Genomic DNA, 14737 nt, shown 5'->3' on the forward strand with positions numbered 1-14737 from the left:
AAAAATCCTCCTAGAACTTGCAGTCGATAGAATTAATCAATTACGCGGACGCCCTCGATATAGATGTTAATCTTCTCGATCTCAAGTCCAGTAAATTCTTCTACTTTATATTTAACATTGTCTATAAGGTTATCAGACACTGCCGAAATACTAACACCATAAGCAACAATGACATGAAAGTCAAGTATAAGCTTATTATTGGAATCAAGAGATACGTTAATACCTCTTGTCATCGAATCAATCTTCAAAAGGCTGACAAGTCCGTCCTTAACATTGACATTGGCCATACCAACGATGCCAAAGCATTCCATTGCAACAGCACCTGCGTACTGAGCGATTACTTCATTATCGATTGATATACTACCCATGTGAGTGTTCATAGAAGAAGCCTTCATATTATTCCTCCTTAATGCGATAGCCCATAGGACCACCGTTTTCGCATACATATAGTATTATAATAGCAGTTCTCTAAAAAATAAACTACAAATTTTGCATATTTTGCTTGCATTCCTTATATGTTTCTGCTAATATATCAATGTTGCGAACAACGCAGCACAATTATGCTATTGATATTGATTACATGGCTTATAAGGAGGTGTCAAAATTGGCTAAATGTGATATTTGTGGCAAGGGCGTTCATTTCGGTAACAACGTAAGCCATTCTCATAGAAGATCTAACAGAGTTTGGAAGTCTAACGTTCAGCACGTTGCTGTTAAGGTTAACGGTGGCACTAAGAGAATGCACGTTTGTGCAGCTTGCCTTAGATCAAACAAAGTTGAGAGAGCTTAATCTCTTATAAACATGAATTAAAGAGCTGTGAATGAGAAATCATTTCACAGCTCTTCTTTTTTGTCCTTATTTAATGATATAGAAGTTATTCCATCTTACTTATTCAATGGAAAGTTTTCCGTAGATTTTTTTGTCTGCATCCTCTGCTGCTGCAAAAGGTCCGGGAATTATCGTCGTTCCGCGATGACCTCCGAGATAATCATTATCAAAAGTGATCGGTGTTCCGTCGGTGTTCTCAAACTTCTGAGAAGGCTCAAATGCTTCACCGAGTGTTTCTGTGGAGATCATATCAACCTCAAAGCCTTTCATGACATCATAAATATTGGTATCAATGAAATAGCTTCCGTCTTTTTCGACAACATCTACATAAACCTTACCGGAATTATCTGTAAATGCATTTTTTTCTTTCTTAAATCCGGTCGCGCCCTCAAAATAAGCATTTCCGTCAATCCAGACAGGTAAGTGCGCAAAATGAGAATCTTCGTGTTTTCTCATATTGGGATATTCTTCTTCCAAGTCAAATTGCGGGATCCACTCTTCGTAAGTCGGATACTCATCAAAGCAATATGTTCCGACCTTTCTGTTCTCTGTATACTTATCCTCCGGTCTTGAATCATTTAATAAAACAAGCTCTTTATCCGACCACTTCTGAATAAATATATTGTTATAGATTCGATCATCACCGTGAAGAATGGTCATAAAGCCCATAACCTCAGTTCTGTGAGGCATATGATAAGGCGTATATCTCCAGCTTGTTCCGTCACCAACAAAGGTAAATGAACCCGCGCAAAGATTATGAACCATAGCAACTCCTTGAGTGGCTATACGGAGCGAAACATCTGACAAAAGAATGTTATTGTCAATAAGCGTAGGTCCGTGGCTTACTTCAACAAAGATATCCTGACATGTCATACCACCCTCAAGCTGCTTGGCAAATTCAGGTCTCTGATTATCATGCAAAAGATTCTGAGTAATTCTTGTGCCTTGTGCTTCCCAGTCACACCATATTCCCATCGTGCAATGATGTATATGGTTTCTGCGCATTATTACATCGATCGCGGCATGCATCTTAATACCGGCAATCTCGGCACCGCCAAGCTCCATCATATTATTAATGTGATGAATATGATTATCTTCAATAATACTGAAGACACCGCCCATACGACCGATGATACCGCCCTGCTCGCAGTGATGAATATTGTTTCTTCGTATGATATGTCCGCCTATCTTACCCTTGATCCATCCGTAATATTGACCGCGGCAAACAGAATCTCTCTCCATCTGAGTAGGGCTCTTAACATGCTTGGTTGTATAGAAATTGGAATTTTGAGGATCGTAATAACGTCCGACACATATTCCGGCACATTTGCTTCCCCAGATATCGCAATCTTCTATTATCCATCCCCGACTCCAATGAGGACTGATCATTCCATCCTGGTAAGCTGCGGGAGGAGCCCAGGTTGTCGCAGCTTTATTGATATTAAAACCGCTGACGGTTATATATCCTATTCTTTCTTTGCTTGGCATAAAACATTCACGTCTTACCGTGATCTCAACATTTTCTTTATTGGGATCTGCTCCGCCGAAATTAGCATAGAAAATAGTTTCATCGGTATTGGCGTCCTGCTCTGCATACCATTTCCTCTTAGAATTCTCGGGATCCCACGAACATTCATATACCTTGCCTTCAAGGCAATCATCTATGCTATGCACTTCGTAGAGAGCTTCGTCATTGAGCCATACACAACCTGTATGCTTACTTGGTGTAGCAAAATACCAATCACCGTAAACAAGCGTTGTATAAGGATTATACTCACCGAATATACTGTTTTTAACCTTTGAAACCCATACATCACCTTTAAACTTACCCCAATCGGTAAGCTTTTCGGCACCGGTTATGATTGCACCAAGAGGTTTTTCACTTTTATAAACTATACGCTCCTCTTCTGTTCCGGCGTTTATAGGATTTACATACTCTCTGTAGGTTCCGGGTGCAACCAATACCTCATCACCGGGCTTTGCTATCTTAGCCGCTTCGTTTATTTTTCTGAAAGGCAGATTCTTGCTACCGTTCCCGTCATGCTGTGCATTTACATCTACATAAATTATCATATAAGTCCCCTCTTTATTTAACCTTTAACAGCTCCTGCCATCATACCTTTAACAAGTTTATCCTGGAATATGATAAACAATGTTATCATAGGAAGAACCGAAAGTGTAAGAACTGCCAGAATAATTGGAATATCAAGCGAGTGCTCACCTTTGAACTGTCCGAGCGCAAGAGGTAATGTCTTTCTTGCCGGAGTAATGATCAAAGTGTTTGCAAAAGCGAATTCATTCCACATTGATACGCCGTTATAAATAGCAAGTGTTGATAATCCCGATTTAGATAAAGGAAGTATCATCTTAAAGAAATTTTGATAGCGATTGCAGCCGTCGATTTCAGCAGATTCCTCTATCTCCTTGGGAATAGTCTTCATAAATGCAGTAAGTATAAATACCGACATGGGAAGCGCAAATGCTACATATGGTCCGATAAGTGACCAAAGTGAGTCATAGAGCCCGAATGTCTGAGTAAGTTTGAAAATAGGTATCAAAGTTACGTGCATCGGAACAGACATCATTGCAACTATAAGCGCATATATATACGGATTTAATTTAAACTTCATTCTCGAAAGCGGATATGCGGCAAATGATGATATTGCAAGCATAAGAACCAGAGATACTGCCACTACTATCACTGAGTTAAAGAAATAGCTGAAGAAACCGTGAGTTACAACATCTACGTAGTTCTTGAAATACCATGGATCCGGAAGGTGGAATACACCTTGCTGAAGCATATCAAACTGCTTACGGAAGGAATTTATTATCATAAAGAAGAAAGGAGTAAGCGTAAGGGTAACCTGAACGCACGCAAATAAAATTGCAATTGTCCATGCAATCTTTGATTTTATCTTGGCCTTACGAAAATCCGAATCATCCAAATAGCCTTTTTCCATAATCAATACTCCTCCTTAACCTTAAATACCTTATTGAATAACAGTGCAATGGCGGTTATAAGCAAGAACATTCCCGCTGCAACCGTTGAACCATAACCCATGTTGAACTGCTGGAACGAAAGCTTATACATATAAGTAGCCATAAGTTCTGTTGAACCCGCAGGTCCGCCCTGTGTCATGTTCCAGATCATATCAAAGTACTTAAGTGAACCTATAAGTGACATCGTGCATGCTGTCTTGAAGATAGGTCCCAAAAGAGGAATTGCGATATGTTTAATATACTGCCATCTTGTCGCACCATCGATAATGGCAGCTTCATAGATTGATGTGTCGATATTGCCGTAACCGGCTATAAAGTAAACCATATAGAAGGGAGTGAACTGCCAAGCCATAACACCTATGATCGTATATAAGGCATTGGGAGCCGTTCCCAAAAGATCTATGGTTGTTTTTTTACCTTGAATAATGCTTGCAAGCGAAGAAACAATACCTCCGTTGGTTGCAAGTGCATATACAAAAAGGAATGCGATAGCTACAGAACTCATAAGATACGGCAAAAACCATATGATCTTAAAAATATTGAATTTCTTGCCTCCCGCATCCAAAAAAGTAGCAAGAAGCATACCTAAAGGAATTTGTAAAAGAATGGAAAATACCATAACAATGAGATTGTGCCGGAAAGATTTCCAGAACATTTCATCTTTGATAAGTGCTTTCCAGTTGTCTAATCCGATAAATACTCTATCCGCAGAAATACCATTCCATCTGTTTCCGCTGATCGCAAAAGTATCGATTACAGGATAGATTATAAAAATCGCTATAAGCAAAAGCGCCGGTATCAGAAACACCGTTGCCGCTCTGGCTGTACTTCTCGCCTTAGCCTGAGCAAGGCTGACATTCTTCTCTTTTTTCACGTTATCTCCTTCCCGCCGCGTTCATTTAGTTAAAAGCTGCCTACAGGAATATTTATCCCTGCGGGCAGCTTTATTATCACTTTAGCCGCAGCGTATACTATCGTATACTCTTATAGCTTAATTACTGTTCAGCAATAGCTTTTTTCATTGCCGCATCGTGTTCTTCGCCTATCTCCTTAGGAGTCTTCTCAAGTCCGAAGAGCTCAGTCATGCAGTTCTTGTGTACTTCCGTTACAGAAGCGGGAAGATACTGGTCATACCAAAGCTGTACGTTTGAAGCGTTGAAGAACACATCAGCGATAATCTTCATGTTGGGATCGTCGATGTTTTCTTCCATTCCCTTGATTGAAGGCTGTGTTCCGCTTGTCATCTGATCGTTGTTATAAGTATCATCGTTGAAATACTGTGTTGCAAGAACATAGCAAGCATCAAGCATATCCTGGTCAACAGAACCGTCTTCCTTGAAGCAGTTGAATGACATACCCATACCGATTGCTGTGCCGATCTCAACGTCCTGAGGAACTCCCTTAGCCTTAGCTTCTGAATCTTCAGGGAAACGGAATACACCGAGATTCTCGTTGTACCACTCTTCACTGTCGTTCTTGATACCGGAAACCTGCCAAGCGCCATGAAGCATCATAGCTGCAGATCCGTCATAAAGAAGAGCTCTGTCCTGATTATCATCGGCTGAAAGTGAGTTAACACCATCGGGGAAATATCCCTTCTTAACCCAATCCTGAATCTTTGTGCCTGCCCAGATAAATGCATCACTGGTAAATGTTCCGCCGTTCTCCTGTGTGTAAGCAGCATCAAATTCAGCATTACCGGAATGACGTGCTACAAGGTACATATAATACATTGAACCTGTCCACTTAGAAGCATTTGCAAGTGTGAAAGGAATAATGTTGTTCTCTTTAAGCTTATCGCAAACAGCTTCAAGCTCATCTATAGTTGTAGGAACTTCAAGACCGAGTTCCTTGAAGATTGTCTTATTGTAGAAGATATCGCAGCCCGAAAGTCCGCCGAAAGGAATTGCAAGCATCTTGCCGTCATATGTTGACTGTGCTACTGCTGCATCGATAAATTCGGGATGATTGTACTTAGCATACATTTCTGTAAGATCATTGGCATAGCCTGACTTGTAATACTCAGCCATAGGGCCGCCACCCCAGTGAACGTAGATGTTAGGACACTGTCCTGAACTCATTGCAACTACAAGCTGCTGCTTATAGTTATCGTTCTGCTGATGCACCTGATTTATCTTGATGTTGGGATAATCTTTCTCGAACCTATGAACAGCACCTTCCTGTGTGCTCTTAGAAGGATCCTCTGTAGCGATATCCCAAAGTGTGATCTCCATAGGCTCTGTTGTAAGCGTAGGAAGATTCTTTCCGTCTGTCTGCTTAGCACCTGTTGCTGTTGCATCTGCACCCTGAGCATTCTCTGTTCCCGCATTGTCAGATCCGCCTGAAGAAGTCGTTGGCGCTGAAGCACCGCATCCGGCAAGTGTTGTAACTGTAAGTGCCGCTGCTAAGATAGTAGCCAATACCTTTTTATTCATACACTATCCTCCTTTTGTATGATTTGAATATTTAAGCACGCTCCTTAAAATATCCTTACTTTTGAAACATTTGAATGTTTCTTACTTAAAATTAACTATAATTGAATCCCATCTTTATTGCTTTCAAAAAGTTGCTAATAAACAGACTAAAATTGCTATTTTATTTGTGGGCATTTTTATTCCAAAGTGGCTTTTGTCATATTTTACTATACAAATTGTCACTTTTTTGGTGAGTTTTTTGGCTGGCATATGTTATAATGTCTATTAATTAAAGATTTATCTAAAATACTTTATTAAAAATCCGTATTTTTAAAGCAATTTTATACTTATATCTAAAATAAAAAATTGCTACTCAAAAAGGTAGGTATAATACCATGAAAAATCGTATCGCCAGCACAAAAGAAAGTGTTCAACACAAGATCAATACAAGTCTTAGAATGTATATAAACAGAATGCATGTTGATTATCCTCCTCATTGGCATACAGATATTGAGATTATCTGGCCTAAGGAAGCACCATATAAAGTTATATGCGGCAATCATACTTACAATGTCGAAATTGACGATATCCTCATGATCTGCCCTGCTGTCATTCACGAGATTTTCTCATTATCTCCGGGATCAAGAGTATATATACAGGCTGATTTTTCGGGTATTACCGCGTTAAAAGAGATTGAAAAAGCGTTCAGACTAATGTCTCCCGCCCTTCACATAAAGAAAAGCTCATGTCCTCCGGATATGTATAACAAGATATGTGCATGGCTCAATATGATAATGGAGATTTACTTCGGTTCCTCACCTGCAATTCATTTAAATGAAAAGCATATAGATGACAGTCTTATGTCTTTTACTGAGCTTGATCCATACGGAGAACTTGAGATATATTCACTGCTCATGCAATTTATCGCTTTCTGCGGTAAAAATATCAATGTTTTGCAGGGTTCTGAATCCGCAGCCGTATCCGCAAGCTTCAAAAACAGCATATCTCTGGGAAATGTATGCACCTATCTGTCCGAGCATTTTACCGAAGAGATATCACTGGAAGACATTGCCGCCTATGCAGGATTCAGTAAGTATCATTTTGAAAGAATATTCACCGAATATACAGGACTTACTTTTTATCAGTATTTACAGCAAATGCGTATAAACTATGCACAGTCTCTTTTATCAAATCCTGAGCTATCCATTACCGATATCTCATATCAGGCCGGCTTCGCAAGCAGCACGGCATTTACGCGAGCTTTCAGAAAGAGTACCGGCTATCCGCCGTCTAAATTCCGAATGCTAAATGAAGACAGACATCCACTAAACAGAAATCCGCATTTTGCAGATTTGAAATGCGAAGTAAATTAGCACACAAAAAAGAGCCTTTATAAGGCTCTTTGTATTTTTTAAATATCATACCTGAAATCCCCAAAGACCAAGCTTGGAAATGATCACTTCTCTTACGATCATTCCGAGTTTTTCTTTATCTTCGATAGAAAACTTGGCGATTTCTTCAATTTTGTAGACTTTTTCTTTGAATCCTTTGTCTTTCTTTTCCGGATTCTTGTATATGCTGGTTCTTACTCTGGTTCGCAGCTGTTTATATACCTTGTAATCATAGCTTTCTCTGTTCATGTGATAGATATGGCTCTCTATTGTGGTCGAGAAGTCTATCTCATCTTTGAAATACTTGGTTATAACGGTTTTAAATTTAAAAGGAACAAGTTCGTTTTGTATAAGTTCATTGTAATCATAGCGGGCACCAAAATAATATCTCTCAATGTCCTGCATATAATATTTGAAATCATCTTCGTTAATTATTGTATTCATTACTTCTTTTTGTCTTCTCCGCTGTCAAGATCTTCGATGTTGTCGGCACTGAATTTGATGGCTGTGCGAATCTTGTCTTCATCCCAGCCGGTCTCCTCCATAAGCTCTTTTACCGTAACTTTCCTTCTGAGATCATCCGCAAGTTCTTTGGCTTTATCAGCAACCTCCTGGACAAGCTTAAGAACCTTCTGAGCTCCGGCATCTTCGGCAAGATTCTCCTCAATAATGTTTTCCATTGCATCAAGCATCAAATTATAAAGAAATCCCTCAACCTCGGAAGGCTCTCCGACAGCGTCAAGCATCGTGACTCCTTTGGTAAGGGCGACATTACCCTCTCCTATAAGATCCTCGATATAAACACCCTGCTCAGAATACATTCTCGCAACATCAACAACAAGAGGAAGATACATCTCGATAAGCTTGCTCTGAGCATCTTTATCACCTGCAAGCGCAGATATCGTGATAGCTTCTTTTTCTCCGTCATTATACTTGGGGAGCGCATTAAGGCTTTCAAGATAATCATTGAGGTAATTGGTCTCGTCTTCCGTCAGATCTTCGTCATTAAATACCGCTTCTTCATCGACTCCGATCTTATGATTTTTAAGATACTCAAGCACCATTTCAAGCTGTTTCTCATCAAGATCAAGCTCGGAAAAAGCTTCTATTACCTCATCTTTTGAAATGGTATTTCTGTTTTCTCTGGCGTATCTTGTCACAGATTTAAGGATCTGCGCAAACTCTTTTTCCTTATTATCAATATTTCCCATTACAGCTCCTTATTTAACATGCTCGTGTGTAAACAGATGATCCTGGCAATATTCGTAGTTACCGTTACACTTTGAGCAGAATCTGAACTCAAGATTAGGATCGTCCTCTTCCGTTCTTCCGCAAACGGCGCATTTATGCCTTGTTATTCCCTTGGGACGGATCTGAACATTTTTCTTAAACTCATTTCTTCTCTTCACTTCTTTGGGCCTTAAGTGATTAAGCTTACCAAGACTTAAGTAAAAGAGTAAAAGATTTATCGCCTGCGAGATAACTGCTGCGATCATGAAATAATTGGAAATTCGCAGTGCACTGTAGCAATCATAAAGAACAAGCGCTGCGTAGAAATAAGCGAGCCATTTAACCTTGAGAGGTATAAACATCATAAAAAGAACAGTCGTATCCGGATAACAGATCGCAAAAGCAAACAACACCGTCATCTGGATATAGTAGGTACTTATCGAATATGAGAAAAGCCGCATATTAACTGAGAAAATCGTAACATCCTTAAATAAAAAATACGCAACGAATGATGATGCGATCATAAGGAGCATTCCGGAAAAGATAAACAGGTTATACCTAAAAGTTCCGATCGTGCGCTCCAATGAAGTGCCGACGTAGTAATAAAAAAGAAGGGTTATTATCAACAAGATGCTGAATTGTGCAGGTGGAATAAGAAGCCATGTAAAAAGCCTCCATATCTGTCCTTGTAAAACAAGCTCAGGATCTAGCGAGAATAAATACATAAAATTAACGCTTTTAGGCGCAAAATCAAGCACATATCCTATAATATAAAGCCCTATGATGTATTTGGTAAGATTGGCGATCGCGAATCTTCCGAATTTTCTTTCCATTTTGTCTATAAAATTATTCATAAAATCCCTCGTTTCCTATACAAAGCTGATCATTTGATTTTATCATCGGCGAAGGCTATTGTAAACATGCCCTTTTTAACGTGTTTTCAGCCCGTTTGAAAATAGCTCATTTATTTGATTTTATCCTTATGCTGCATTATAATGATTAAGCTTGTCTACTTATTTAAAGTGAGGTTTTTTATGATATCCAAAGATTATACTTTAGGCATTGATATTGGCTCAACCACGGTAAAAGTGGCACTCCTTGACAGTGAGAAAAAAATTATCTTCTCCGATTACAAGAGGCACTTCGCCAATATTCAGGAAACGCTTGCAGATCTTCTTAAGGAAGCAAAAGAAACAGCGGGTAACGTTACACTTCATCCCGTGATCACCGGTTCCGGCGGACTTACGCTCGCTAAGCACCTTGAAGTTCCTTTTGTCCAGGAGGTTATTGCAGTTTCCACTTCTCTTAAAGAGCTTGCGCCTAAGACAGACGTTGCTATCGAGCTCGGCGGTGAGGATGCCAAGATCATATATTTTGAAGGCGGTAACGTCGAGCAGCGCATGAACGGTATCTGCGCCGGCGGTACAGGTTCTTTTATTGACCAGATGGCTGCTCTTTTGCAGACTGACGCATCAGGTCTTAATGAATACGCCAAAAGCTATAACTCTCTTTATACAATTGCCGCAAGATGCGGTGTTTTTGCTAAATCCGACATTCAGCCTCTTATCAATGAAGGTGCCACCAAAGAAGACCTTGCAGCTTCTATTTTCCAGGCTGTTGTCAATCAGACTATTTCCGGACTTGCCTGCGGTAAACCTATCAGAGGTCATGTCGCATTCCTTGGCGGCCCCTTACATTTCCTTGATCAGTTAAAAGAAGCATTTATAAGAACTTTAAAGCTTGATGAAGAACATACTATAAACACCGATAATTCGCATCTTTTTGCTGCTATCGGTTCCGCTCTCAATGCTAAAGAAGAAACTTTTTATTCAATGGATGAGATGGTTGATAAGCTATCTCACAAGATTGTTTTGGAGGCTGAGGTTTCGCGTCTTGATCCTCTCTTTAATAATGAGGATGAATATAAAAAGTTCAGAAATCGCCAGGATCAGTATAAGGTAAAGACCAAGAAACTCGATGATTACAAGGGTAATGCTTTCCTTGGAATCGACGCAGGTTCTACAACAACCAAGTGTGCTCTTATAAGCGAGGACGGTGATCTCCTCTATTCATTCTATTCAAGCAATAACGGAAGTCCGCTTAAGACTGCAATTTCCTCAATTCAGGAAATCTATAAGCTTAAGCCTGCAGACGTTCATATCACAAGAGCTTGTTCAACAGGTTACGGCGAAGCTCTTCTTAAGTCTGCTCTCCTTCTTGATGACGGTGAAGTTGAGACAATTGCCCATTACAACGCCGCTGCATTCTTTGATCCCGAAGTTGACTGTATTCTCGATATCGGCGGTCAGGACATGAAGTGTATTCATATCAAGAATCAGTCCGTTGATTCCGTTCAGCTTAATGAAGCTTGTTCATCAGGCTGCGGCTCTTTCATTGAGACTTTTGCCAAGTCCTTGTCTTACAGTGTTCAGGACTTTGCCAAAGTCGCATTATATGCTAAATCGCCAGTAGATCTCGGAACAAGATGTACGGTATTTATGAATTCACGAGTTAAACAGGCACAGAAAGAAGGTGCCGATGTTGCTGATATCTCCTCGGGTCTTGCTTATTCTGTTATAAAAAATGCTCTGTTTAAAGTTATCAAAGTTTCCGACGCCAAAGACCTCGGAAGCCATATTGTCGTTCAGGGCGGAACCTTCTATAATGACGCAGTACTTAGAGCATTTGAGATCATCTCCGGTGCCGAGGCTATTCGTCCCGATATCGCAGGCATCATGGGCGCATTCGGCGCTGCTCTTATAGCAAGAGACAGATTTAATGAAGATACAAGCTACAAGACAACAATGCTTACTATCGATCAGATCAACAATCTTGAATATACGACCAGCATGACAACCTGCCAGGGTTGCACCAACCACTGCAGACTTACGATCAATAAGTTTACCGGCGGTCGTCAGCATATCTCAGGAAACAGATGTGAAAGAGGTATCGGTAAGGTTAAAAACGCCGACGGAATACCCAATCTTTTTGATTATAAATATAAGAGAATGTTTGGCTATGAGCCTCTTACACCCGACAAGGCGATAAGAGGTACAGTCGGTATACCCAGAGTTCTTAATTTCTATGAGAACTATCCTTTCTGGTTCACATTCTTTACAGAGCTTGGATACAGGGTTGTTCTTTCACCGAGATCGACTCATCAGATCTATGAGCTTGGTATTGAATCTATTCCCAGTGAATCGGAATGTTATCCCGCAAAGCTCTCTCACGGACATATTGAGTGGCTTATTAAGCAGAAGGTTGATTTCATCTTCTATCCAGGACTTTTTTATGAAAGAGAAGAAGTTCCCGGTGCAACAAACCATTACAACTGCCCTATTGTCACTTCATATTCAGAGAATATTAAGAATAACGTTGAGTCAATAACCGAAGGAAAAGTAAAACTCAGAAATCCTTTCATGGCTTTTACCAACCTCGAAGTTGCAACCAAGTCTCTTGTAAAAGAATTTTCGGAGATTCCGGCAGAAGAAGTTATAAAGGCTTCTAAGCTTGCATGGGCCGAAATGGACAAGATGAGAAAAGATATATCGGCAAAAGGTGAAGAGACTCTTCGCTGGATGAAAGAAAACAATAAGCACGGCATCGTTCTTGCAGGCCGTCCTTATCACGTAGATCCTGAGATAAATCATGGAATTCCCGATATGATCTGCTCTTACGGAGTGGCCGTTCTTACAGAGGACAGCGTATCGCACCTAGGAAAACCTGACAGGCCTCTTATTGTCTCGGATCAGTGGATGTATCACTCAAGACTTTATGCTGCAGCTACTTTTGTAAGAACCAGAGAAGACCTCGATCTTATACAGCTTAATTCGTTTGGCTGCGGTCTTGACGCCGTAACAACCGATCAGGTTAATGACATCCTTTCAGGCTCTGATAAGATCTATACATGCCTTAAGATCGACGAAGTCAACAACCTCGGAAGCGCAAGGATAAGAGTCCGCTCTCTTCTTGCCGCGATCAGAGTAAGAAAGCAAAAGAAAAAGATCAGAGACATTCAGTCTACAGCTAATAAGAGAGTTCTTTTTACAGAAGAAATGAGAAAGAGATATACTATTCTCTGCCCTCAAATGTCTCCTATTCACTTTGATCTGTTAGAACCCGCGTTCTCATCTTGCGGTTATAACTTCGTTGTAATGCAGAACGACAACAGGCACGCGATCGACATGGGCCTTAAATACGTTAATAATGATGCCTGCTACCCTTCTCTTTGGGTTGTCGGTCAGATTATGGACGAGCTTAGCAGCGGTAAATACGATCTTGATAAAATCGCTGTCATCATGTCACAGACAGGTGGCGGCTGCAGAGCCACAAATTATATCGGATTTATCAGAAGAGCTCTCAAAAAAGCCGGAATGGAGCAGATTCCCGTTGTTTCACTTAATCTGTCCAAGATGGAAGCAAATCCCGGCTTTAAGATCGATAAAAAGATGTTCGTAAAAGCTGCTTACGCTGCTATTTTCGGTGATATATTCATGAAGTGCGTATACAGAATGAGACCTTATGAACAGGTTCCCGGTTCTGTTGATGAATGTCATAAGAAATGGCTCAAAGTATGTGTTGATTTCTTAACTGCAAAACACAACAATATCTTTAAGTTTGAAAAATTATGCAGACAGATAGTTGAAGACTTTGATAAGATACCTATCACGGATGAAGTTAAGCCCAGAGTCGGCGTAGTAGGCGAGATTCTTGTAAAATACGCACCCGCAGCCAACAATCACCTGGTAGAACTTTTGGAAGCCGAAGGTGCAGAAGCCGTTGTACCTGAGCTTATCGGTTTCATGCTCTACTGCTTCTACAACCAGATATACAAAGCAAAAGAGCTTGGAACATCACCTGTAACAGCAACTCTTTGCAGACTCGGAATATGGGTTCTTGAAAGACTTCGAAGCGGAGCAACCAATGCATATAAGAAGAGTACGCACTTCACTCCTCCCGAGCCAATTTACAAGCTTGTGGAATATGCCGAGCCTATCGTTGATATCGGAAATCAAACGGGTGAAGGCTGGTTCCTTACGGGAGAAATGGTTGAGCTCATTAAAGAAGGTGCATCAAATATCGTATGTACGCAGCCTTTCGGATGCCTTCCTAACCACGTAGTGGGTAAAGGAGTTATAAAGAAGATGCGTCACATGTATCCGGGATGCAACATCGTAGCAATTGACTACGACCCCGGCGCATCAGAAGTTAATCAGCTTAATCGAATCAAACTTATGCTCTCAACAGCTCAGAAGAAAGTTGATGATAACAGAAAACTCAGTTAAAAAGAGGTCAGCCTATAAAGGCTGACCTTTTTTATTTTAATTTTGCATTAAGTCTATCTATTGCATCCTCGTGTCTTTGGATGGCATATATTGCTGATTTGATCTTGAGTTCAGTTTCCATGCGCTTTTTGTGGTTCTCATTGCATTTTACATAGTACTCGTAGACCTGTTCGTCCTCAACTTCCAAATATTTATCGGCGATGCAGCCGGGAAGAACAAATTTCTTTACGACATCTTTGAATTTAACCTCGATGTACTTGCCTTCCTGTTTAACGACCTGACCATTACCGAATTTCTTATGAGTAACCTTCATCTTGAGGGCTGAGCGCGTACCTATAGCCTCTTCTTCCTTATCAAGTTCGGAAAGAACAGCGTTAAGCTTTATCTGCTCATCTTTAAGCTCTTCAATCTGCTTCGAATTCTCTTCCAGCATCTCTTTGGTCTTCTTTGTAGGTTTTTTCTTAAGTTCATTCTTAGTTTCAAGCTCTTCGTTTTCCATTTCAAGACCCATACGATTATCTCCTTTGCGCACAGCGCTTTTTGAAGCACGATTTTTGGTAAAAATGAACGACTTAACAATAATATTTT

General features: G+C 40.3%; 12 protein-coding genes. 3 read left to right on the forward strand and 9 right to left on the reverse strand.

Annotated elements, in window-relative coordinates:
* Positions 1 to 32: 32 nt before the first annotated feature.
* The gene (locus tag D6853_RS04025) at positions 33 to 395 is read right to left on the reverse strand and encodes an Asp23/Gls24 family envelope stress response protein (RefSeq protein ID WP_092246928.1); all 363 of its coding nucleotides are present in this window, start codon (positions 393 to 395) and stop codon (positions 33 to 35) included.
* Between the two features lie 209 nt (positions 396 to 604).
* Here D6853_RS04025 and rpmB point away from each other — a divergent pair, with 209 nt between their 5' ends.
* A complete protein-coding gene (gene rpmB, locus D6853_RS04030; protein ID WP_092246925.1) occupies positions 605 to 790 on the forward strand; it encodes a 50S ribosomal protein L28 in 186 nt (61 codons plus the stop codon).
* A gap of 99 nt (positions 791 to 889) precedes the next feature.
* Here the strand turns inward: rpmB and D6853_RS04035 are convergent, their stop codons facing one another.
* From D6853_RS04035 to D6853_RS04050, 4 genes are all read right to left on the reverse strand, one after another.
* Entirely contained in the window at positions 890 to 2902 is a 2013-nt protein-coding gene (locus D6853_RS04035; RefSeq protein ID WP_120656628.1) for a right-handed parallel beta-helix repeat-containing protein, read from the reverse strand.
* A 17-nt stretch (positions 2903 to 2919) separates the two neighbouring features.
* A complete protein-coding gene (locus D6853_RS04040) occupies positions 2920 to 3789 on the reverse strand; it encodes a carbohydrate ABC transporter permease (protein ID WP_120656630.1) in 870 nt (289 codons plus the stop codon).
* Positions 3790 to 3791: 2 nt separating this feature from the next.
* The gene (locus tag D6853_RS04045; RefSeq protein WP_120656632.1) at positions 3792 to 4703 is read right to left on the reverse strand and encodes a carbohydrate ABC transporter permease; all 912 of its coding nucleotides are present in this window, start codon (positions 4701 to 4703) and stop codon (positions 3792 to 3794) included.
* Between the two features lie 121 nt (positions 4704 to 4824).
* On the reverse strand, positions 4825 to 6264 hold the full coding sequence (locus D6853_RS04050; RefSeq protein ID WP_120656634.1) for an extracellular solute-binding protein: 1440 nt from the start codon (positions 6262 to 6264) through the stop codon (positions 4825 to 4827).
* 374 nt (positions 6265 to 6638) lie between these two features.
* On the opposite strand from D6853_RS04050, the gene D6853_RS04055 reads away from it, so the two are divergent.
* Complete coding sequence (locus tag D6853_RS04055) at positions 6639 to 7616, forward strand: helix-turn-helix domain-containing protein (protein ID WP_120656636.1); 978 nt, start codon at positions 6639 to 6641, stop codon at positions 7614 to 7616.
* A gap of 45 nt (positions 7617 to 7661) precedes the next feature.
* Here D6853_RS04055 and D6853_RS04060 read toward each other — a convergent pair whose 3' ends face one another.
* The 3 genes from D6853_RS04060 to D6853_RS04070 are packed head-to-tail and all read right to left on the reverse strand — an operon-like array spanning position 7662 to position 9718.
* Positions 7662 to 8078 carry a hypothetical protein gene (locus D6853_RS04060; protein WP_120656638.1) on the reverse strand — a complete coding sequence of 139 codons (417 nt, stop codon included), beginning with the start codon at positions 8076 to 8078 and terminating at the stop codon, positions 7662 to 7664.
* Positions 8078 to 8845, reverse strand: a complete 768-nt coding sequence (locus tag D6853_RS04065; protein WP_120656640.1) for a hypothetical protein — start codon at positions 8843 to 8845, stop codon at positions 8078 to 8080. The genes D6853_RS04060 and D6853_RS04065 overlap by 1 nt, the downstream gene beginning before the upstream one ends.
* Positions 8846 to 8854: 9 nt before the next feature.
* Positions 8855 to 9718, reverse strand: coding sequence for a hypothetical protein (locus D6853_RS04070; RefSeq protein WP_120656642.1), 864 nt, complete (start codon positions 9716 to 9718; stop codon positions 8855 to 8857).
* A 180-nt stretch (positions 9719 to 9898) separates the two neighbouring features.
* On the opposite strand from D6853_RS04070, the gene D6853_RS04075 reads away from it, so the two are divergent.
* Positions 9899 to 14149, forward strand: a complete 4251-nt coding sequence (locus D6853_RS04075) for a 2-hydroxyacyl-CoA dehydratase (RefSeq protein WP_120656644.1) — start codon at positions 9899 to 9901, stop codon at positions 14147 to 14149.
* A 31-nt stretch (positions 14150 to 14180) separates the two neighbouring features.
* On the opposite strand, the gene D6853_RS04080 is transcribed toward D6853_RS04075, so the two are convergent.
* Complete coding sequence (locus D6853_RS04080) at positions 14181 to 14660, reverse strand: hypothetical protein (RefSeq protein ID WP_120656646.1); 480 nt, start codon at positions 14658 to 14660, stop codon at positions 14181 to 14183.
* Positions 14661 to 14737 lie beyond the last annotated feature (77 nt).

It is taken from the genome of Butyrivibrio sp. X503, from assembly GCF_003625475.1.
In the GTDB taxonomy this organism is placed as follows: domain Bacteria; phylum Bacillota; class Clostridia; order Lachnospirales; family Lachnospiraceae; genus Butyrivibrio.